Origin of the sequence: Pseudorhizobium flavum (assembly GCF_044142885.1) — a bacterium.
GTDB lineage: Bacteria > Pseudomonadota > Alphaproteobacteria > Rhizobiales > Rhizobiaceae > Neorhizobium > Neorhizobium flavum.
In genome coordinates, this window is sequence record NZ_JBIOKZ010000005.1 from 251,933 (window position 1) to 273,382 (window position 21,450).

A 21,450-nucleotide genomic window follows, 5' to 3' on the forward strand; every position below is an offset into this window, starting at 1 on the left:
CATGGTGGCGGAAACAGGAGAAAGGGAACCCCAATGAAACTGAAGAAGAGTTTTCTCGCCATCGCCGGCGTAGTGGCAATCGGCGCCAGTGTCGCGCTCGCGCAATCGCCCGCCTTCTTCCGCATCGGCACCGGCGGCACCGCAGGAACCTACTATCCGATCGGCGGCCTGATCGCCAACGCGATCTCCGGCGCCGAGGGCAAGGGTGTCGAAGGACTGGTCGCAACGGCGGTCGCTTCGAACGGCTCCGTCGCCAACATCAACGCCATCCAGGGCGGCTCGATGGAGTCCGGCTTCACCCAGTCCGACGTCGCCTACTGGGCCCACACGGGAACCGGCCTCTATGAAGGCAAGGGCAAGGTCGAAGATCTGCGTCTGATCGCGACGCTCTATCCCGAGACGATCCATGTGGTGGCCCGCAAGGATGCAGGCATCAACTCGATTGCCGACCTGAAGGGCAAGCGCGTGTCGATCGACGAGCCTGGCTCCGGCACGATCGTCGATGCCCGCATCGTTCTCGGCGCCTACGGCCTCACCGAAGACGACATCCAGGCCGAGCACCTGAAGCCCGGCCCCGCCGGCGACCTGCTGCGCGACGGCGGCCTCGACGCCTACTTCTTCGTCGGCGGCTATCCGACCGGCGCGGTTTCCGAACTCGCCACCTCGGCGGGCATCTCGCTCGTGCCGATCAGCGGCCCCGAAGTCGACAAGCTGCTGGAAGAGTACAGCTTCTTCTCGAAGGACACAGTACCGGCCGATACCTACAGCGGCGTCGGCGAAACGCAGACGATCTCGGTTGCTGCGCAGTGGGTAACCAGCGCCAAGCAGTCGGACGATCTCGTTTACAACATCACCAAGACGCTGTGGAACGAGAACTCCCGCAAGGAACTCGATGCCGGTCATGCCAAGGGCAAGATGATCACCCTGGAAAATGCCACGACCAGCCTCGGCATTCCGCTGCATCCGGGTGCAGAACGCTTCTATAAGGAAGCGGGCGTCCTGAAGTAAGCGCATCGCGCTTGACAGAGACAGCGGCGGTCTGCCCAGAGCTGACCGCCGCTTTCCGTTGAAAGACAGAACCGGGGAATGACGATGGCCGACGGCGACAAGATCGCTCCGATGGAGCTGGACGAAGCGAAAGCGCGCGAGCTGGAAGAGCAGTTCGATTCGGAGATCCGCTTCCGGCCGCTTGCTCCCCTCGCCGTACGGCTCGTCGGCGCGCTGCTCGTCGCCCTTTCCATCTTCCATTACTATACCGCCGGCTTCGGGCTGCTGTCGGAGGTCTTCCACCGAGGGATACACCTCTCCTTCGTCCTCGGCCTGATCTTCCTCGTCTTCCCCTTCGCGAAGAAGGGCTACCACGAGCCCGCGAGATCGACCCTCGTTCGTCCTCTCGGCATACCGATCTTCGACTGGGCGCTTGCCATCGGCGCCGTCGTGGCCGTGCTGCATGTGCCTTTCATCCCGCTTGACGATCTGGCCTTCCGGGTCGGCAACCCGACGACGACGGACGTGGTTCTCGGCGGCATCCTCATTCTGGTGCTTCTGGAGGCGACCCGCCGGTCCGTCGGCTGGCCGCTGCCGATCATCGCGGTCCTGTTCATGGCCTACTCGCTGTACGGGCCATCCATGCCGGGCATCCTTGTTCACCCGGGAGCAAGCTTTTCGCAGCTCGTCAACCATCTCTACCTGACGAGCCAGGGCATCTACGGGATCGCGCTCGGTGTCGTCGCAACCTACGTCTTCCACTTCGTGCTGTTCGGCGTATTCGCGACCCGAATTGGTCTCGGGCAGCTGTTCCTGGATTGCGCGGCCTGGGTCGCGGGACGCTTTGCCGGTGGACCCGCGAAGGTATCGATCTTCGGTTCGGCGCTGTTCGGCATGATTTCCGGCTCATCCGTCGCCAACACCGTGACCGTCGGCTCCCTCACCATTCCGGCGATGATCCGGCTTGGCTACAAGCGGCAGTTCGCGGCAGCGGTCGAGGCGGCCTCCTCGACCGGCGGACAGATCACGCCACCGATCATGGGCGCTGCCGCCTTCCTGATGATCGAATTCCTCAACCTGCCCTATACGACGATCATCCTGGCGGCGATCATACCCGCCTTCATGCATTTCTTCGGCGTGCTGATCCAGGTGCACTTCGAAGCCAAGCGCACCGGCCTTCGCGGCATGACCAGGGAAGAGATGCCGGACCTCACCGAAGCCTTCAAGCGTGACTGGCCGACCGTCATTCCGCTGGTCGTGCTGATCGGGGTCCTGCTGTCGGGCTATACACCCTATCTCGCCGCCTTTTGGGGAATCACGCTCTGCGTGCTCGTCGGGCTCATCAATCCGCGCCGGCGGATGTCGCTGAAGGAAGTCTACGAAGGCCTGCGCGACGGGGCGAAATATGCGCTCGCCGTGGGCGCGGCTGCGGCAACGGTCGGCATCATCGTCGGCGTCGTCACCCTGACCGGCGTCGGCTTCAAGATTTCCTACATCGTCACGACGACGGCCGCGCAGATGGCCGCATTCGTCGGCACGATCCTGCCCGTCGACCTGTTCGGGCCGCAGGCGCTGACGCTGCTGTTCACCCTGATCATGACCGGTATCGTCTGCATCCTGATGGGCTGCGGCATTCCGACGACGGCGAACTACATCATCATGGCGACCATCGCGGCCCCGACCCTCGGAATGCTGGGCGTCGAGCCGATCGTCGCGCATTTCTTCGTCTTCTATTACGGAGTGCTGGCCGACATCACCCCGCCGGTGGCACTGGCGGCCTATGCCGCGGCCGGCATGGCCGGTGCCGATCCCTTCAGAACGGGCAACACGGCCTTCCGCCTGGGTCTCGGCAAGGTCCTTGTGCCGTTCGTGTTCGTCTTCTCGCCATCGCTGCTGCTGGTGACCGCGGACTTCACCTGGGGCAATTTCCTGGTGGCCTTCATCGGTTGCACGCTCGGCATAACCTGCCTCGGCGCCGCCCTTTCCGGCTTCATGCTGGTCAGAACAAAGGCCTGGGAGAACGTGCTGCTGATCGTTGCCGCCATCCTTCTCGTCGCGCCGGAACTGACGTCTTCGCTCATTGGCGTGGCGCTGATCCTGCCGGTGCTGCTGCGGCAAATCTCCGGGTATCGGACCGGAGCAGTCGCCTTGTAGCGAATCAGCCAGCGACCTATCATCTGTAGCCCGTGGCGGACGTCGACCGATCTGCCACGGTCAAATCATCTTGTTAGGTTCGGCGCGTTATTTTTCCACAGGCGGACGCAGGCTGTGGAGATCGGCTATGGCGTTGATTAGTTCGCCGGCCGCCCCTTGCTCCGCCGCAATCTTCTGTATGATCGCGCCGAACCCGAAGACATTGAATGGATGCCATGCAGGACGCAGCACGCAAGCTGACGGCGCTCAGCAACAAGGACGCCGAGCCCCACTACCGGGAAGCTCCCAACAATATCGAGGCGGAGCAGGCGCTGCTCGGCGCCATACTCGTCAACAACGATGCCTATTATAGGGTGTCCGACTTCCTGAAGCCGGTGCATCTCTATGAGCCGCTGCACCGGAAGATCTTCGAGGTTGCCGGCGACATCATCCGCATGGGCAAGACGGCGAACCCCGTCACCATCAAGACCTTCCTGCCGGCCGACGAGCGGGTCGGTGACCTGACGGTGGCGCAATATCTCGCCCGCCTCGCCGCTGAGGCCGTATCGATCATCAACGCCGAGGATTATGGCCGCGCGATCTACGATCTTGCGCTTCGCCGCGCGCTGATCACCATCGGCGAGGACATGGTCAACATCGCCTATGACGCGCCGCTCGACATGCCGCCACAGACGCAGATCGAGGATACCGAGCGGCGGCTGTTCGAATTGGCCGAAACGGGCCGCTACGACGGCGGTTTCCAGTCCTTCAACGACGCCGTCGCGCAGGCGATCGACATGGCCGGCGCCGCTTTCGAACGTGACGGGCATCTTTCGGGCATCTCGACCGGCATCATGTCGCTGGACGGCAAGATGGGCGGCCTGCAGCGGTCCGACTTGATCGTGCTTGCCGGGCGTCCGGGCATGGGCAAGACCTCGCTTGCCACCAATATCGCCTACAACATCGCCGCAGCCTACGAGCCGGAGGTCCAGGCCGACGGCAGCTTCAAGGCGAGGAATGGCGGCGTCGTCGGCTTCTATTCGCTCGAAATGTCCGCCGAACAGCTGGCGACCCGTATCATCTCGGAGCAGACGGAAGTCTCCTCCTCCAAGATCCGCCGCGGCGACATCACCGAAGCTGACTTCGAGAAGCTCGTGGCCTGCAGCCAGATGATGCAGAAGGTCCCCCTCTTCATCGACCAGACGGGTGGTATCTCGATCGCCCAGCTTTCCGCCCGTGCGCGTCGCCTGAAGCGGCAGCGAGGGCTCGACTGCCTGGTGGTCGACTATATCCAGCTGATGACCGGCTCCGGCAAGGGCGGCGACAACCGCGTACAGGAAATCACGCAGATCACCACGGGCCTCAAGGCACTCGGCAAGGAACTGAACGTCCCGATCATCGCGCTCTCGCAGCTGTCGCGTCAGGTGGAAAGCCGCGAAGACAAGCGCCCGCAGCTCTCCGACCTTCGTGAATCGGGTTCGATCGAGCAGGACGCCGACGTGGTGCTCTTTGTGTTCCGCGAGGAATACTACGTCAAGAACATGGAGCCGCGGGATCCGCACGATCCCAAATATCCGGAATGGGAAGCCCACATGGACAAGGTGAAGGGCACGGCTGACGTGATCATCGCCAAGCAGCGCCATGGTCCCACCGGCACCGTCAAGCTCGCCTTCCAGTCGGAATACACGCGCTTCGCGGATCTCGCCGACCCGAGCTTCACCCAGTACGAAGAGCACTGATGCCTTGGCGGTGGCGGGATCAGAGTGCCGCCGCCCGCAAGACCGCCACGCAGGCCATCCCGATCAGGACGCTCGGCAGCAGCGACAGGCGAAGTGCCGCCAGAATGGTCACGGCGCAACCGGCTGTTTCGGCAATGCCGGTCGCGAGAGCGGTCGGGACGACCACCGCGGTCAGCACAGCTGGCGGGATCGCCTCCAGCATCCGCTTCGCCCTGCCCTGCGGCGTTATGAACCGGACAAGAACGAGGCCGCCGTACCTCGTCAGGAGTGTCGCAACAGCCATCGCGACGATGACCGCGAAGGTGGGGGCCGCGATGGTCATCCAGGGAGCCTCTCCTTGGCACCGGCAAATGCCGCGCAGAGAAGTCCGGCTGTGGCGCCGGCCAGGATGTACCAGACACCTTCGGTCACCTGTCGCGTGAGAAGTGCCGCTATGGCGCTTGTGATGATGACGGCAGCGGTGCTGGGGCCCTTCCAGAATCCAAGGATGAGGACGAGAAAGACGGCCGGAAACGCGAAATCCAGCCCCACGACGGCGGGATCCCCCACAATGCTGCCAAGAACGGCGCCTGCGAGCGTCGAGACGATCCAGGCCGCGTAAAAGGGCGCGACGATGCCCGCGTACCACGCCGGCGTCAGGCCTTCCGACGTTGTGGCCCGCATCTCCGAGATCGCCCAGAGTTCGTCCGCAAGAAAGGGCATTGCCGCTGCGGTCTGGAGACGGGTGAACCGCCGCATCTTGCCTGCGATGGACGCCCCCATCAGCACGTGACGGAGATTGACCAGGAGGGCTGCAGAACCGATGCCGGTCCAGCTCGCTGGATGGGTCCAGATATCCATGGCGACGAACTGCGATCCGCCGGCGAAGACCATGGCGCTCATCAGAACCGCCTCGGCGACAGTCAATCCCTTGGTTACCGCCGCCGCGCCGAACACGGCACCGACCGGGACAACGGCGACCAGTAGGGGAAGGATGGCGCGCGCCCCGGCAAAGAACTCTGCCCGCCTGCCCGTGACGATTTCCATTTCAGACCTCGCGACATTTCACGTCCGGACGTCCTAAGGATCATCTCGAGGCTGGTCTTGAAGGAAAGTGATCAGGCGGCCCGATACTGGCCGGGTGTCACGCCGATGCGCGCCTTGAAGTGGCGCGTGAAGTGCGCCTGGTCGGCGAAGCCGCACTCCAATGCGACCGTCGCAGGCGGTGCGCCGGCACGCAGCAGGCGGCGCGCCTGGCGGATGCGTACGTCGGTCAGAAAGGCATGCGGCGTGATGTGGAATTCCTTGCGGAAGGCCCGGATAAGATGCGCCCGGCTGAGTCCCGCAATCCGCGCCAGTTCCTCGAGCCCGATGTCGCTTTCGTAGTTCTCCGCGAGGTAGTCGCGCGCATGCCAAACCGCGCTTCGCTCACGGGTCTCCGGAGGAATGATGATGGCTTCGCCGTGACGTCGAAACAAGCCGACCAGTACGGCAAACATCCCCTCGTCCGCCTCCAGCAGCCCCACATTCGCCTCGAGGCGGCGGTGGGCGATCTGGAAGGTCCGCGCCATCTCCGGATCCACCGGCAAGTGCGTGCGGAATGCAGGGGTGCCGTTGACGGCACGGCCGGTGACATCCTCCAGAACACTGCGCATCAGGGCAGCGTCGGGATAGATCATCCGGTAGCGATAGCCGCTGCCGGCGGGCGCCCCGTCGTGCACTTCACCGGGGTTGATAAGGTAGAGACTGCCCGGCCCGGTGCTTTCCCGTGAGCCCTTGATGGTCGAGATCTGTGCGCCATGCTCGATGGCGCCGATGCTGTAGGTGTCATGCGCGTGCGGCGCATATTCATGGGTCAGGAAGGTCGCGCTCAGGCATTCCATGCCGCCAAAGCGCTCGTCACGCCAGAACCGCGTGGATTCGGCTTCGGCGATCGGCGTGGCATTCAGGGCATGTTCCTGAGAAACGCTGTGCATAGCGCCATAATAGCCTGGGGAAGCGTTCCGGTATTGAACAAAAGTGATAGGTTCGCCGTCGCGCAAGATGCGCAGCCGATATGTAAATTGCAGGAATGCCATGACTGACCAAGACGAGTTTCCGAGTGACGCCGACCCTTTCGATATCGCCCCGGTGCGGCTGACTGTTGATCTTGGCGCCCTTTCCGAAAACTGGCGGGACATGGCGCGGCGGTCGGGTAGTGCGCGCACTGCCGCCGTGGTCAAGGCAGACGCCTATGGCCTGGGGCTGGAGGACTGCGGGGCGACGCTTTACGAGGCGGGCGCTCGCGATTTCTTCGTCGCGGTCGTCCAGGAAGGTGTGACGCTGCGCGCCTATGCGCCTGAGGCTCGCATATTCGTGCTCTCGGGCATCTGGCCCGGGCAGGAGCGGATGTTCTTCGAGAACGACCTGGTCCCGGTGATCGCCTCGGAAGAGCAGCTTGCCTTGTGGATGGGTGTGATTGCCGAATACGGGGACTACCCCTGCGCACTGCAGGTGGACACGGGGTTCAACCGGCTCGGCCTGCCGATGCAGGATGCCCTGGCGCTGGCGGAAGATGTGTCGCGTCCAGCCAGCTTCTCGCCCGTGCTGGTCCTGTCGCACCTTCACAGCGGCGATACGCCATCGGCCGCCAGCAACAAGGCACAGCTTGAATCTTTCCGGCAGGTTAGCGCCGCATTCGAAGGTATCGAATCAAGCCTTTCAGCTTCCGCCGGGATCTTCCTCGGCCCCGAATACCATTTCGACCTGACCCGGCCCGGCATCGCGCTCTACGGCGGCGAGGCCGTGAACGGCATGAAGCCGTTGCGGCCGGTGGCGACAGCGGAAGCGAGGATTGTACAGATCCGGGAGGCAGCAGTCGGAGGTACCGTCAGCTACGGCGCCACCCATCAGTTGGAACGCGCCAGCCGGCTCGCGATCGCGTCCGTGGGCTATGCGGATGGCTACCTCCGCTCGTTGTCCGGATCCGGCATCCCCCTTCGTACCGGCGGGATCTCGGGCGGCTTCGGCTTCATTGCCGGCCATCGCGTGCCGGTCATCGGACGCATCACCATGGACCTGACGATCTTCGACGTGACCGACGTCCCAGACGGCGCTGTGCGCAGTGGCGACTACATCGAATTGTTCGGCCCGAACATGCCGGTCGATGAGGTCGCCCGCGCCGCGGGAACAATCGGCTACGAAATGCTGACGAGCCTCGGCCTACGCCACGAGCGCCGTTACCTCGAAGCGGAATGACGGCGGTCTTGCCAAGGCCAGCCTGCTACACTACAGCTTTTGTTCCTTTTTTGTTCCTTCAGTAAGCTCAGCGGCGACAGATCCATGGCCAAGCCCAAGACCCAATTCGTGTGCCAGAACTGCGGCACCGTCCACTCACGCTGGGCCGGGAAATGCGACGGCTGCGGCGAATGGAACACCATCGTCGAGGAAGACCCGATGGGCGGGATCGGCGGCGGCCCATCGCGGGCGCCGAAGAAGGGCCGACCTGTTGCGCTCACCACGCTTTCCGGCGAGACGGAGGAAGCTCCTCGCATCCATTCCGGCATATCCGAACTCGACCGCGTCACCGGTGGCGGCTTCGTCCGTGGCTCGGCGGTGCTGGTCGGCGGCGATCCAGGGATCGGCAAGTCGACGCTCCTGATGCAAGCCGCGGCTGCCCTGTCGCGACGCGGCCATCGCGTCATCTATGTCTCGGGTGAAGAAGCCGTTGCACAGGTGCGGCTGCGGGCACAGCGGCTTGGTGCAGCCGACACGGAAGTACTGCTCGCGGCGGAGACCAACGTGGAGGACATTCTTGCCACTCTAGCCGAAGGCAAGCGGCCAGACCTCGTCATCATCGATTCCATCCAGACGCTGTGGAGCGACACAGCCGATTCCGCTCCCGGCACCGTAACGCAGGTTCGCACCGGCGTGCAGGCGATGATCCGCTTCGCCAAGCAGACGGGGGCAGCCATGGTGCTCGTCGGCCATGTCACCAAGGAAGGCCAGATCGCCGGGCCCCGCGTTGTCGAGCATATGGTCGACGCCGTCCTCTACTTCGAGGGTGACCGTGGCCACCACTACCGCATCCTGCGCACCGTCAAGAACCGCTTCGGCCCTACGGACGAAATCGGCGTCTTCGAGATGTCGGACATCGGGCTTCGCGAGGTCACCAACCCGTCCGAACTCTTCCTCGGGGAGCGAAACGCCAAGTCTCCGGGCGCCGCCGTCTTTGCCGGGATGGAGGGAACGCGTCCGGTGCTGGTCGAGGTTCAGGCACTGGTGGCGCCCACATCGCTGGGGACGCCGCGGCGCGCGGTCGTCGGCTGGGATTCGTCGCGGCTGGCAATGATTCTCGCCGTGCTCGAGGCACATTGCGGCGTGCGGCTCGGCCAGCATGACGTCTACCTCAATGTCGCAGGCGGGTACCGGATCACCGAGCCGGCAGCGGACATCGCCGTGGCATCGGCACTGGTCTCGTCGCTCGCCGGAACCGCCCTCCCCTCCGACTGCGTCTATTTCGGCGAGATCAGCCTTTCGGGGGCCGTCCGGCCGGTTTCCCAGACCGCCCAACGCCTGAAGGAGGCAGAGAAACTGGGCTTCGCAGGTGCCCTGTTGCCGGCGAGTTCTGCCGAACTTCCGAAGTCCTCCGCCAGCCGCTGGACCGAAATCGAGGACCTGCCCGACCTCGTCAGCCGCATCGCCGGCTCCGCTGCCCGGCTTGCGAAAACGCAAGAAGATGATTGATCTTCCGTTACCCGCACCACTGTTGTAAGAGACAGCCGGAACGCGGGGGGCCGTGGCCACGGCCAAGTCTTGGAGTACATCTTACATGCCCATCACGATCTTTGACGGCATCGTCATCGGCGTCACGCTGTTGTCTGCCGTGCTTGCCATGGTTCGCGGCTTTTCCCGCGAGGTGCTGTCGATCGCAAGCTGGGTCGGCTCCGTGGCGGCCGCCTACTACCTCTATCCATTGCTCGTGCCCTACGCGCAGAACTACACGACGGACGACCGCATCGCGATCGCCGGGTCTGCCGGCATCATCTTCCTCGTCGCGCTGATCATCATTTCCTTCATCACGTCCCGGATTGCCGACTTCATCATCGACAGCCGCATCGGCGCGCTGGATCGTACCCTCGGCTTCCTGTTCGGCGCCGCGCGCGGCATCCTGCTCCTGGTCGTCGCCGTCGCCTTCTGGAACTGGCTGGTCGATGTCCGCTCACAGCCGGAATGGGTAAGCCAGTCGAAGTCGAAGCCCTTCCTCGACACGCTGGTTGGGCGGCTGCAGGCCGTGCTGCCGGAAGATATCGAGCCGCAGATCCGTGCCCGCATCACCGGTCAGGAGGAGGTACCGGCCGATGGCGCACCTGCCCAGGGCCAACCGCCGGCGGAGACCGCTCCGGCCGAAGACGCCCCTGCGACAAATAATTGACGTTTTCTCGCGCTTGATGCGCGGCCAGGCATCACCACTTGTGCTAGTATTGAACACACTGGAGCGAGCTGGCATTGGGGGACCTCCTCCCCGGCCGGCTCTTCCATTTTTCCGAGAGGCAAGGGCCAGCAGATGAACGAGCCGGTTTCGCAGACGACCGCAGATGACATTCGTGGTGATCTCGACGGTGACACGCTTCACGAGGAATGCGGCGTCTTCGGCATTCTCGGGCATCCCGAAGCAGCGACACTGACGGCACTTGGTCTGCACGCGCTGCAGCACCGGGGCCAGGAAGCTGCCGGCATCGTCTCCTTCGACGGCCAGCGCTTTCACTCGGAACGCCGCATGGGCCTCGTCGGCGACCACTACACCGACCCGGTCACCCTCGCGAAACTGCCCGGCACGATCGCCATCGGCCATGTCCGCTATTCGACCACCGGCGAAGTGGCGCTGCGCAACGTCCAGCCGCTGTTCGCCGAACTCGAGGTGGGCGGCATTGCGATTGCCCATAACGGCAACTTCACCAACGGCCTGACGCTACGTCGCCAGTTGATCGCCGGCGGCGCCATCTGCCAGTCGACCTCCGACACGGAGGTGGTCCTGCACCTGATCGCCCGCTCGCGATACACCTCGACGGCCGACCGCTTCATCGACGCGATCCGGCAGATGGAGGGCGGCTATTCGATGGTCGCGATGACCCGGACGAAGCTGATCGCCGCCCGCGACCCGACCGGCATCCGGCCGCTGGTCATGGGCGAGCTCGACGGCAAGCCGATCTTCTGCTCCGAGACCTGTGCGCTCGACATCATCGGCGCGAAGTACATCCGCGACGTGGAGAACGGCGAGGTCATCATCTGCGAAGTCCAGCCGGACGGTTCGATCGATATCGATGCCCGCAAGGCCGGCAACCAGCAGCCGGAACGCCTGTGCCTGTTCGAATATGTCTACTTCGCACGCCCCGACTCGGTCGTCGGCGGACGCAGCGTCTATGTGGCGCGCAAGAACATGGGCATGAACCTCGCCAAGGAAGCGCCGGTTGAGGCCGATGTCGTCGTGCCCGTTCCGGACGGCGGGACACCAGCGGCGCTCGGCTACGCCCAGGAAAGCGGCATTCCATTCGAGTACGGCATCATCCGCAACCACTATGTCGGCCGCACCTTCATCGAGCCGACGCAGCAGATCCGCGCCTTCGGCGTGAAACTAAAGCACTCCGCCAACCGGGCGATGATCGAGGGCAAGCGTGTCGTGCTGGTCGACGATTCGATCGTGCGGGGAACCACCTCGCTGAAGATCGTCCAGATGATCCGAGATGCCGGTGCGAAGGAAGTGCATATCCGGGTTGCCAGCCCGATGATCTACTATCCCGACTTCTACGGCATCGACACGCCGGATGCCGACAAGCTGCTTGCCAACCAGTATGACAGCCTGCAGGCGATGTGCGCATACATCCGCGCCGATTCGCTGCAGTTCCTGTCGATCGACGGCCTCTATCGCGCCGTTGGCGGCGAGCCGCGCAATCCGGCCCGTCCGCAGTTTACCGATCACTATTTCACCGGCGACTACCCCACGCGCCTTCTCGACAAGAATGGCGAAGCCATGGGCAACAAGGTCTCCATGCTCGCCAGCAACGGCTGAACCGCGGCAACTCGCCTGTTTCCATCAGGGCCCAAAGGCACTAGAAGGCTGCGGCAACGCGGCCTTTTTCTTTGCCGCAGCAGGAAATGGGACAGCACATGACGATCAACCTGAAGGACAGGATCGCTCTGGTGACCGGCGCTTCGCGCGGCATCGGCTATTTCACCGCATTGGGACTGGCAAAGGCGGGTGCGCATGTCATTGCCTGCGCCCGCAGCGTCGGCGGACTGGAAGAGTTGGACGATGCGATCAAGGCCGAAGGCGGATCCGCCACGCTCGTACCGTTCGACCTGACCGACATGCAGGCCATCGACCAGCTCGGCGGGTCGATCTTCGAACGCTGGGGCAAGCTCGACATCCTCGTCGCCAATGCCGGCATCCTCGGCGTGATCTCGCCGATCGGGCACATCGAGGCGAAAGTGTTCGAGAAGGTGATGCTGACCAATGTCACGGCCACCTGGCGCCTGATCCGCTCCGTCGAGCCGCTGCTCCTGAAATCGGATGCCGGACGGGCATTGATCCTCTCCTCCGGCGCGGCTCACAAGTGCCGGCCATTCTGGGGCGCCTATTCCGCGTCGAAGGCGGCCGTCGAGGCACTGGCTAGGACCTGGGCCGCCGAACAGCAGCGAACGGCTCTGCGCGTCAATTCGATCGACCCCGGCGCAACACGGACGGCCATGCGCGCCCAGGCCATGCCCGGCGAGGATCCGAACACTCTGCCGCATCCGGCCGAGGTTGCCGCGGCCATCCTGCCGCTCGCCTCTCCCGAGATGAAGGAGACGGGGCGCCTGTTCGTCGTGCGCGAGAACAAGTTCGTGGACTACCGCATGCCGGAGTGATCATTGCGGCCGAGACCGGTCAAGCGCAATAGTTGTTCCCGTCCCGCTTGACCAAGGCCCGGCCCCGCGCCATAACAGCCGCATGAAAACGGCGATTTCCATTTGCGGGATCATTATTCGCTAGTGCACTGCGCTGGCCCGGCCGTTTTCGTCTCTCGAAAAGCCTGAAGACAAACGACCCGGTCCCGCCGGTGGCTTGCTGTCAGGAGAATTCGATGAGCGTTGAGCTCAAGCTCTACAATACGCTGACTCGCGAGAAGGCTGAGTTCCGGCCGATCGATCCGAACAACGTGCGCATGTATGTCTGCGGGCCGACGGTCTACGACTATGCCCATATCGGCAATGCGCGGCCCGTGATCGTCTTCGATGTGCTCTACCGGCTGCTGCGCCACCTCTGTGGTGCCGATCACGTCACCTATGCCCGCAACATCACAGACGTGGACGACAAGATCAATGCACGGGCGCTGCGCGACCATCCCGGCCTGCCACTGAACGAGGCGATCCGGCTCGTGACCGGAAAGACCGAGACGCAATTTCACGAGGACGTAAAGGCGCTGGGCTGCCTTGAGCCGAATGTCGAACCGCGGGCGACCGACAACATTCCGCAGATGATCGAGATCATCGAGCGGCTAGTCGCAAAGGGGCACGCCTATGTGGCGGGCGGCGAGGTGCTGTTCGACACGAAGTCGATGAGCGATTACGGCCAGCTTTCGAAACGCCCTCTCGACGAGCAGCAGGCCGGTGCCCGTATCGCCGTCGATGCGCACAAGAAGAACCCGGGAGACTTCGTACTCTGGAAGCTCTCTTCGCACAACGAGCCTGGCTGGGAGAGCCCCTGGGGCCGGGGTCGGCCCGGTTGGCACATCGAGTGCTCCGCCATGAGCGGCCGCTATCTCGGCGAGGTCTTCGACATCCATGGCGGCGGGCTGGACCTGATCTTCCCGCACCACGAGAACGAGATCGCCCAATCACGCTGCGCCCATGGCACGCAGGTGATGGCCAATGTCTGGATGCACAATGGCTTCGTGCAGGTCGAAGGCCGCAAGATGTCGAAATCCGAAGGCAACTTCGTCACCATCCATGACCTCCTGCACACGGACAAGTTCGGCGGGCGCCAGTGGCCGGGCGAGGTGCTGCGGCTCGCCATGCTGATGACGCATTATCGCGAGCCGATCGATTTTTCGGTGAAGCGGCTGGAGGAGGCGGAGCGGCTGATCGCCAAGTGGCCTATTCCGGACGCGTTCCAAGGCGAACCCGATCCAGCGATCCTCGGTGCGCTTTCGGATGATCTGAACACAGTTGCGGCGGTGCAGGAACTGCATGGCCTGGCTCAGGCAGCCAAAGCTGATCCGGCCAGGCTGCCTGCCTTCGCAGCGAGTGCCGCCCTTCTTGGCGTCGTCCCGAAAAAGACGGAAATCGACGAGGCGGTCGGCTCCGCCGTCGATGCGCTCGTCGAAATGCGGCTTGAAATGCTGAAGGCGAAGAATTTTGCCGAAGCAGACAAGATACGCGATGATCTCTCATCCAAGGGCATCCAGCTCAAGGACGGGAAGGACCCGGCCACCGGCGAGCGGGTGACGACCTGGGAGGTCAGGAGATGACGCAGCTTCACACGGGCGGTTGCCAATGCGGCGCCGTACGATACCGCGCGGAGGGCGAGGTCGGCTTTCCGCATGTCTGCCACTGCCGAATGTGCCAGAAGGCGGCAGGAAACTACTTCATGCCGTTCGGAGGCGTGAAGTACGAGAACTTCACGCTGACCCGCGGCCAGCCGACCTGGTTCCAGTCTTCCGCCAACGTTCGCCGGGGCTTCTGCGGTCAATGCGGTACGCCGCTCTTCTATGACGGCGGGCACGACCATATCAGCATCACGCTGGGCTCGCTGGATGAGCCGGAGAGCGTGAAGCCTGAACTGCAGACGAACCATCCTCGCAAGATGATTTGGTTTGGCGAGCTCGACACATTACCCCACGACGAGCGCATGGACACATCGGCAGAGGACGATGCCGATATCGCCAGGAGCAGCCGCCAGCATTCGGATCACGACACGAGCGAGTGGCCAGCGGAGGGACGCTCATGACATTTCCCGTTTACACCGGCGGGTGCCAGTGCGGTGCGACGCGCTTCCGGATCACCGGGCAGGTCAAGGGGTCCTCGATCTGCCATTGCCGCATGTGTCAGAAGGCTTTCGGAGCCTTTTACGCACCATTGGTCGATATCGGTGAAGCGAAACTCGCCTGGACCCGCGGTGAGCCGAAGCATTTCCAGTCGTCGAACCACGTCAAGCGCGGCTTCTGCCCAGGGTGCGGCACTCCCCTCACTTACGAGGCTGCCGACGGCGTGGCGATCGCGATAGGGGCGTTCGACAATCCGTCAGGGCATCCACCGACCATTCAGTACGGCACCGAAGGGAAGTTGGGCTTCGTGGATCGGCTGCACGACCTGCCGAATCGTCACACAACGGATGATATCGAAGCAGCACCCTTCCTCGCCGACATCATCTCCTACCAGCATCCCGACCACGATACCGAGGCCTGGCCCGAAGGCGACAGGCCATGACCGACAACCCAAACAAGATGCCGAAATGGCTTCTCTACAGCCTGATTGGAAAAGGTCTGCTGGTGACGCTGATCACTGCCGCCATCCTCGCTTACGCCTTTCTCGCATGACGAACTTCACACGCATCCAGATTTGCAGATAAGGATTCTTTCTTATGAATGAACCACTTTCCGTTGCAGTCGGTAGCACCGGTCCGACTCGGGCAATCGTTCCGGCCGGGATGTTGGTGGTCAATCCATGACCGATGACAGACGCGACCACGCCTCAAGCACCGGCCACCCATGGCACCTGATCATCTGGGCTCTGGCAGGTGCCAGCTTCCTGATTGCCGTGGATATCTGGACCACGGGGTTCGGGCCTGGCCTTGTCCGCGAGACAGGCGGCATCGAGATCGCTTCGGCGTTGCTTTATGCCTATGCAGCTATTGCGTGGCTGTGGACTCGCCCCGGTGAGAACTGGAAGACCTCGTGGCAGGTGCCGGCCATCATGCTCCTGATGATGGGACGGGAATTCGATCTCGACAAGAAGCTCACGAGCATAGGTGTGCTGCGGAGCGACCTCTACCTGACGGACATGGCGCCGGTCCTGGATCGGATTCTTGGTCTGATCGCCCTCGCCTTCGTTGCCACCGTTGCGATCCGTCTCGTCAAAATGGGCGCAAAGGAGTTTGTCGCCGGGTTGCGGATGAGGACGCTCTGGGCTTGGAGCATCGTTGGCGCCCTAGCCTTCGCCATTTTATCCAAAGCGGCGGATGGCATTGGGCGTAAGCTTGCGCCCTTCGGGATTACGCTGGAGTCGGGCACAAGCCTGCAAATGGTGATCTTGGAGGAATTGCTCGAGCTCGGCATTCCCCTGATGCTCCTCGTGGCCGTGATCTCGTCGACCACCCGCGTTACCAGATCCTCGCGAACATCCTTTAGGTGAGAGTTGATGATGTCCTCCTCCACTGAAACACTCCGCACCCTTTACCCGGAAATCGAGCCCTACGAGACAGGGCATCTCGATGTCGGCGATTGCCATTCGATCTACTGGGAGCGCGTCGGCACGCGAGGCGCTAAGCCTGCCGTATTCGTGCATGGCGGCCCCGGTGGCGGCTTCGGGCCGGGCAACCGGCGTCTCTTCGATCCGGCACTCTACGACGTCCTGCTGTTCGACCAGCGCGGCTGCGGAAAGTCGACGCCCTATGCATCGCTGGAGGCCAATACGACCTGGCATCTCGTCGCCGACATGGAGAAGCTGCGCGAGATGATGGGCGTGGAGCGCTGGCAGGTCTTCGGCGGCTCGTGGGGCTCGACGCTTTCCCTTGCCTATGCGGAAACGCATCCGGAACGGGTGACGGAACTCGTACTTCGCGGCATCTACACGCTGACCCGCGCCGAACTCCTCTGGTACTATCAGTTCGGCGTTTCGGAGATGTTTCCCGACAAGTGGGAGCGCTTCATCGCGCCGATCCCAGAAGCCGAGCGCGGCGACCTGATGGCCGCCTACCGCAAGTATCTGACGGGGGATGACGAGGCGAAGAAGCGCGAATGCGCCCTTGCCTGGAGCACCTGGGAAGGCGAGACGATCACCCTCCTGCCGAATCCAGACTATTCAGCGCAGTTTCACGACCCCGACTACGCGATCGCCTTCGCCCGCATCGAGAACCACTATTTCGTGCATGCGGGCTGGCTGGAGGAAGGTCAGCTCGTGCGCGACGCGCACAAGCTCAAGGACATTCCTGGCGTCATCATTCACGGGCGCTACGACATGCCCTGCCCGCTGAAATATGCTTGGCAGTTGCACAAGGCCTGGCCCCAGGCTGATTTCCAGATCGTGGAAGGCGCAGGCCATGCCTATCTCGAACCGGGCATCACCGACCAGCTGATCAGGGCGACGGACCGGTTCGCCGGCAAGACCGCATAGGGTTCAATGGTCGCAACAGGCGGCTGCGGAGGACGGCACATGACGCGGGAACGCATCTATCTCTTCGACACGACGCTCCGGGACGGGCAGCAGACGCCGGGCGTCGATTTTTCCGTCGAGGACAAGATCGCGATTTCGGCGATGCTCGACAATTTCGGTCTCGATTATGTCGAAGGCGGGTATCCCGGGGCCAATCCGACGGATACCGCCTTCTTCTCGGAGAAGCGGACACAGAAGGCCAGCTTTGTCGCATTCGGCATGACGAAGCGGGCCGGCATTTCCGCGTCCAACGACCCTGGACTTGCGACGCTGCTGCAGGCTCGCAGCGACGCCATCTGCTTCGTCGCAAAAAGCTGGGACTACCATGTCCGCGTCGCCCTCGGCTGCTCCAACGAGGAGAACCTTCAGTCGATCCGGGAGAGCGTCGAGGCGGCACGAGCCGCTGGCAAGGAAGCACTGGTCGACTGCGAGCATTTCTTCGACGGCTATAAGGCAAATCCCGATTATGCGCTTTCCTGCGCTAGGACGGCTTATGAGGCGGGGGCGCGCTGGGTCGTGCTTTGCGACACCAATGGCGGCACCCAGCCGGCAGAGATCCGGGAGATCGTCGGCGCGGTCATCGCAGTAGGCATTCCGGGATCATCCCTCGGCATCCACGCCCATGACGATACCGGCCAGGCGGTCGCCAACTCACTCGCCGCCGTCGAGGCGGGCTGTCGGCAAATCCAGGGGACGCTGAACGGCATCGGCGAGCGCTGTGGTAACGCCAATCTGGTGACCCTGATCGCCACCCTGTCGCTGAAGGAGCGCTATTCCAGCCGCCTCGAGACAGGGATCGACGCGGTGCGGCTTGAGGGGCTCACCAATCTCAGCCATGCCTTCGACGAGTTGCTGAACCGGTCGCCGAACCATCAGGCGCCCTATGTCGGCGCCTCCGCCTTTGCGACCAAGGCCGGCATCCATGCCTCCGCACTGCTCAAGGACCCAAGAACCTACGAACACGTGGCGCCTGAATGCGTCGGCAACTTCCGCAAGGTGATGGTCTCCGACCAGGGCGGCAAGTCGAACTTCATCAATGCCCTGAAGCGACGCGGCATCGAGGTTGGCAAGGACGACCCGAAGCTCGACCTGCTGATTTCCATCGTCAAGGAGCGAGAGGCAACCGGCTATGCCTATGAGGGCGCCGATGCCAGCTTCGAGCTTCTCGCCCACCGGACGCTGGGCACCATTCCGGAATTCTTCACCGTCGACAGCTTCAGGGTGATGGTGGAGCGACGCTTCGACGCCAATGGCCGCATCAAGACAGTGTCGGAAGCGGTCGTGAAGCTCGATGTCGATGGCGAGCAGGTCATGTCCGTCGCTGAGGGTGACGGCCCGGTGAACGCGCTCGACCTGGCATTGCGCAAGGATCTCGGCAAATACCAAGCGGAAATCGCTGACCTCGTACTGGCCGACTTCAAGGTGCGCATTCTGAACGGCGGCACCGCCGCCATCACGCGCGTGCTGATCGAATCGACCGATGGCGACGGAACGCGCTGGTGGACGGTCGGGGTGTCGGAAAACATCATCGACGCCTCGTTCCAGGCGCTGACCGATTCGATCGTCTACAAGCTGATGAAGAACCGCCACATGGCGGGGCGGATCGCAGCGGAATAGCTACGGCCCGCGCTTCGAGAGGCCCCAACCCTCTTCCGAATACCACTCGTCATCTTCCGGAGGACGGCGCCACCGCAACTGCCGCACCTGGTCCGCGATGCGGCGCCGGAAGGCCGCCTCCAGGCCCTCCCGACGGCTGGCCGGCGGCGGCTCTTGCCCTTCCGCGAAGACGAAAGACACCGGTTGCAGGAAGCGGGCACCGTAACCTGCCGGGCGCCGGTCGATCAGGAGAAACCCGGCCATGCTCGTAAACGGCAACTGCTCCCCGTTGGCGCTCCGGGCCGGGATCCCCAGCGGGAACAGGAGGCGACCGCCAGGCGCAAGTTGATCGACCCAGGCCGCAGCCGGATGGTCAAGCGCGAAGTTGACATAGACGACGTCGACAGCCGCTTGCGGAAACACTAGGGCATCTCCGTGAATGACCGTGACATTGCTTCGGTTCTGGAGGGCCCCTGCTGCCTTGCCGGCCAACTCCCCGTCGTACTCAACGGCGGTGACATGGCCTGACGGCCCAACCAGTTCAGCGAGTATCGCAGTGTAATAACCTGTCCCGGCGCCGAGATGGGCGACCCGTTCCCCCGGTCGGACTCCCAGCTGGTTCAGCGCACCGGCATGGAGGGAGGGGACCCCGTTGTTGACGTGACGCGCCGGATCCAGCGCCACGAGCATGTCCTGGTAGAGAACGACCGGGTCGTGCGAGGCCAGTTCGCGATAGGTCGAGAAATCACTGTAGAACCACGGCGGAGGTCCGAAGAACGGCTCCCGTTCGACGGATGCCAGAGCATCGAGCAGGCGAGGGTCGTTGGCCACCCCGGCCTTGGCGAGCACCTGCCGCGCAAACAGCTGGCGATGAGGGGGCTGCTCTTCGAATTTCATGAGGCCTCCGGTTTCGCTGGCATGGCGACTGCCTGGAATTCATGACCGCGATCAACTCTTCACGCAAATGAATTGGTTCCTCCTCTGCGCGAGGAGTAGATGGCAACCATAAGCGGAAAGACGATCGGAAACATCCATGGCCACCACAGACGCGCCCGCCCCGGCCAAGAACGAGGATTCCGCTCGCGGCTTCGCCTTCGCGCTCACGGCCTATTTGCTGTGGGGTTTCCTGCCGATCTACATGAAGGCGGTTGCACACATGTCGCCTTTCGAAGTCCTGGCGCACCGGGTGGTCTGGTCAGTTCCGGTCGCGGGGATCGTGCTGCTGATCCTGCGCCGGACATCAGAGCTGAAGGCTGCGTTCCGGTCTCCGCGGACGCTGATGATGGCTGGGTTGACCGCGGCGCTGATTACCGTCAATTGGGGCGTTTATGTCTGGGCGATCTCGGTCGATCGCGCGCTGGACACCGCGCTCGGCTATTTCATCAACCCGCTGTTCAGCATCTTCCTGGCGGCCGTGCTCCTCAAGGAGCGCCTGCAGCCCGTACAACTCGCCGCGATCGCCCTGGTGGTCGTCGCTGTCGCGATCCTGACCTACGACGTCGGTGGGCTTCCCTGGGCTTCGCTGGTCCTGACGGTCAGCTGGGGGTTCTATGCCTTCTTCCGCAAGACGCTTCCCGTGGGGCCAAACCAGGGCTTCTTCCTCGAGGTGCTGATCCTCACGCCGTTCGCCCTCGCCTACATCGTCTATGCAGAAATGTCTGGCAGCGGGCATCTCATCCACTCCAGCACGTCGGACACGCTCCTTCTTGCGGCGACCGGCGTCATCACCGCTGGACCGCTGATGATCTACGCCAATGGCGCAAAGTTGCTGAGGCTCTCGACCATCGGCATCATGCAGTATATCGCGCCGACCATGATCTTCCTGATTGCTGTCTTCGTGTTCCACGAGCCGCTTAGCATGGTGAAGCTCGGCGCCTTCGTTCTGATCTGGTCGGCGCTCGCCATCTACAGCTGGTCGATGCTGATGCAGGCCCGCGGCCACTGAGGAGAGGGTCGCCGGCCAAAACCTTTTCTAGAGCCTTGAAATCACCGCTTCCTCGCCAGGGGTCGGGGTGATGTCGCTGGCCCGATCCAGGATCGCGGGTACGATGTCCTCCACATCGTCGATGACCAGGGGCTGAACGAGGTGTGCGCGGTGGATGAACCCCTGCTCCCGCATGTGGTCGACCAGATCGAGCATGGGCTTCCAGAAGCCGCCGATATTGGCGAAGACCATCGGCTTCTCGTGCCGGCCGAGCTGCGTCCAGGTCATGATCTCGACGATCTCCTCGAGCGTGCCGATGCCGCCCGGAAGGGTAACGAACGCATCCGAACGTTCGAACATGGCGTGCTTGCGCGCATGCATGTCCTCCGTGACGATCAGTTCGTCGAGTTGGCTAAGAGAATGACGGGTGGCCTCCATATCCACGAGAAACTCTGGTATAATACCTGTCACCTGCCCGCCATTGGCTAGCACGCCTGCGGCCACTGCGCCCATAATGCCCTTGGTACCGCCGCCATATACGAGGCGCAGGCCGTGGGCGGCGATCGATTTTCCGAGCGCATGGCCGGCCGCGATGTAGGCAGGGTCGCGGCCAGGCTGGGAACCGCAATAGACGCAGATTGACTGAATGGACACCATCGACTCCAGAAACGAACATGAGAGCGAGCCGCGAATGCGGTCATC

At 63.2% G+C, this 21,450-nt stretch carries 20 protein-coding genes; 15 read left to right on the forward strand and 5 right to left on the reverse strand.

Features of this window, described 5'->3' with window-relative positions; all coding sequences use genetic code 11:
* Positions 1-33 precede the first annotated feature (33 nt).
* From ACEPP2_RS12375 to ACEPP2_RS12385, 3 genes are all read left to right on the forward strand, one after another.
* Positions 34-1,008 carry a TAXI family TRAP transporter solute-binding subunit gene (locus ACEPP2_RS12375; protein WP_077547055.1) on the forward strand — a complete coding sequence of 325 codons (975 nt, stop codon included), beginning with the start codon at positions 34-36 and terminating at the stop codon, positions 1,006-1,008.
* 84 nt (positions 1,009-1,092) lie between these two features.
* Positions 1,093-3,141, forward strand: coding sequence for a TRAP transporter permease (locus ACEPP2_RS12380; protein ID WP_395516819.1), 2,049 nt, complete (start codon positions 1,093-1,095; stop codon positions 3,139-3,141).
* A gap of 215 nt (positions 3,142-3,356) precedes the next feature.
* On the forward strand, positions 3,357-4,859 hold the full coding sequence (locus tag ACEPP2_RS12385) for a replicative DNA helicase (RefSeq protein ID WP_052641897.1): 1,503 nt from the start codon (positions 3,357-3,359) through the stop codon (positions 4,857-4,859).
* Positions 4,860-4,878: 19 nt separating this feature from the next.
* Here ACEPP2_RS12385 and ACEPP2_RS12390 read toward each other — a convergent pair whose 3' ends face one another.
* The 3 genes from ACEPP2_RS12390 to ACEPP2_RS12400 all read right to left on the reverse strand — a co-directional run bounded on the left by ACEPP2_RS12390 (position 4,879) and on the right by ACEPP2_RS12400 (position 6,814).
* Complete coding sequence (locus ACEPP2_RS12390) at positions 4,879-5,181, reverse strand: AzlD family protein (RefSeq protein WP_395516775.1); 303 nt, start codon at positions 5,179-5,181, stop codon at positions 4,879-4,881.
* Complete coding sequence (locus tag ACEPP2_RS12395; protein ID WP_395516776.1) at positions 5,178-5,885, reverse strand: AzlC family ABC transporter permease; 708 nt, start codon at positions 5,883-5,885, stop codon at positions 5,178-5,180. Before ACEPP2_RS12395 ends, ACEPP2_RS12390 begins: the two co-directional genes overlap by 4 nt.
* A gap of 71 nt (positions 5,886-5,956) precedes the next feature.
* On the reverse strand, positions 5,957-6,814 hold the full coding sequence (locus tag ACEPP2_RS12400) for an AraC family transcriptional regulator (RefSeq protein ID WP_281977678.1): 858 nt from the start codon (positions 6,812-6,814) through the stop codon (positions 5,957-5,959).
* A gap of 100 nt (positions 6,815-6,914) precedes the next feature.
* Between ACEPP2_RS12400 and alr the strand changes: the two genes are divergently transcribed.
* The 11 genes from alr (at position 6,915) to cimA (ending at position 18,845) form a co-directional block, all read left to right on the forward strand.
* Positions 6,915-8,075, forward strand: coding sequence for an alanine racemase (alr, locus tag ACEPP2_RS12405; RefSeq protein ID WP_281977626.1), 1,161 nt, complete (start codon positions 6,915-6,917; stop codon positions 8,073-8,075).
* Positions 8,076-8,159: 84 nt separating this feature from the next.
* Positions 8,160-9,563: a DNA repair protein RadA gene (radA, locus tag ACEPP2_RS12410; protein ID WP_281977627.1), complete on the forward strand. Its 1,404-nt coding sequence runs from the start codon at positions 8,160-8,162 to the stop codon at positions 9,561-9,563.
* A gap of 85 nt (positions 9,564-9,648) precedes the next feature.
* A complete protein-coding gene (locus ACEPP2_RS12415; RefSeq protein ID WP_395516777.1) occupies positions 9,649-10,251 on the forward strand; it encodes a CvpA family protein in 603 nt (200 codons plus the stop codon).
* Between the two features lie 132 nt (positions 10,252-10,383).
* Positions 10,384-11,886, forward strand: a complete 1,503-nt coding sequence (gene purF / locus ACEPP2_RS12420) for an amidophosphoribosyltransferase (RefSeq protein WP_395516778.1) — start codon at positions 10,384-10,386, stop codon at positions 11,884-11,886.
* 98 nt (positions 11,887-11,984) lie between these two features.
* Positions 11,985-12,725, forward strand: a complete 741-nt coding sequence (locus ACEPP2_RS12425; RefSeq protein WP_152340533.1) for an SDR family NAD(P)-dependent oxidoreductase — start codon at positions 11,985-11,987, stop codon at positions 12,723-12,725.
* Positions 12,726-12,940: 215 nt separating this feature from the next.
* A complete protein-coding gene (cysS, locus tag ACEPP2_RS12430) occupies positions 12,941-14,326 on the forward strand; it encodes a cysteine--tRNA ligase (protein ID WP_395516779.1) in 1,386 nt (461 codons plus the stop codon).
* The gene (locus ACEPP2_RS12435) at positions 14,323-14,805 is read left to right on the forward strand and encodes a GFA family protein (RefSeq protein ID WP_395516780.1); all 483 of its coding nucleotides are present in this window, start codon (positions 14,323-14,325) and stop codon (positions 14,803-14,805) included. The genes cysS and ACEPP2_RS12435 overlap by 4 nt, the downstream gene beginning before the upstream one ends.
* Positions 14,802-15,284, forward strand: a complete 483-nt coding sequence (locus ACEPP2_RS12440) for a GFA family protein (protein ID WP_395516781.1) — start codon at positions 14,802-14,804, stop codon at positions 15,282-15,284. Before ACEPP2_RS12435 ends, ACEPP2_RS12440 begins: the two co-directional genes overlap by 4 nt.
* A 237-nt stretch (positions 15,285-15,521) precedes the next feature.
* On the forward strand, positions 15,522-16,208 hold the full coding sequence (locus ACEPP2_RS12445; RefSeq protein WP_395516782.1) for a hypothetical protein: 687 nt from the start codon (positions 15,522-15,524) through the stop codon (positions 16,206-16,208).
* A gap of 9 nt (positions 16,209-16,217) precedes the next feature.
* A complete protein-coding gene (gene pip, locus ACEPP2_RS12450; protein WP_395516820.1) occupies positions 16,218-17,189 on the forward strand; it encodes a prolyl aminopeptidase in 972 nt (323 codons plus the stop codon).
* Positions 17,190-17,228: 39 nt separating this feature from the next.
* On the forward strand, positions 17,229-18,845 hold the full coding sequence (gene cimA / locus ACEPP2_RS12455) for a citramalate synthase (RefSeq protein WP_395516783.1): 1,617 nt from the start codon (positions 17,229-17,231) through the stop codon (positions 18,843-18,845).
* On the opposite strand, the gene ACEPP2_RS12460 is transcribed toward cimA, so the two are convergent.
* Entirely contained in the window at positions 18,846-19,721 is an 876-nt protein-coding gene (locus ACEPP2_RS12460) for a protein-L-isoaspartate O-methyltransferase family protein (RefSeq protein ID WP_395516784.1), read from the reverse strand.
* Positions 19,722-19,857: 136 nt separating this feature from the next.
* On the opposite strand from ACEPP2_RS12460, the gene rarD reads away from it, so the two are divergent.
* Positions 19,858-20,769, forward strand: a complete 912-nt coding sequence (rarD, locus tag ACEPP2_RS12465) for an EamA family transporter RarD (RefSeq protein ID WP_395516785.1) — start codon at positions 19,858-19,860, stop codon at positions 20,767-20,769.
* 27 nt (positions 20,770-20,796) lie between these two features.
* Here rarD and ACEPP2_RS12470 read toward each other — a convergent pair whose 3' ends face one another.
* Complete coding sequence (locus ACEPP2_RS12470; RefSeq protein WP_395516786.1) at positions 20,797-21,405, reverse strand: LOG family protein; 609 nt, start codon at positions 21,403-21,405, stop codon at positions 20,797-20,799.
* Positions 21,406-21,450 lie beyond the last annotated feature (45 nt).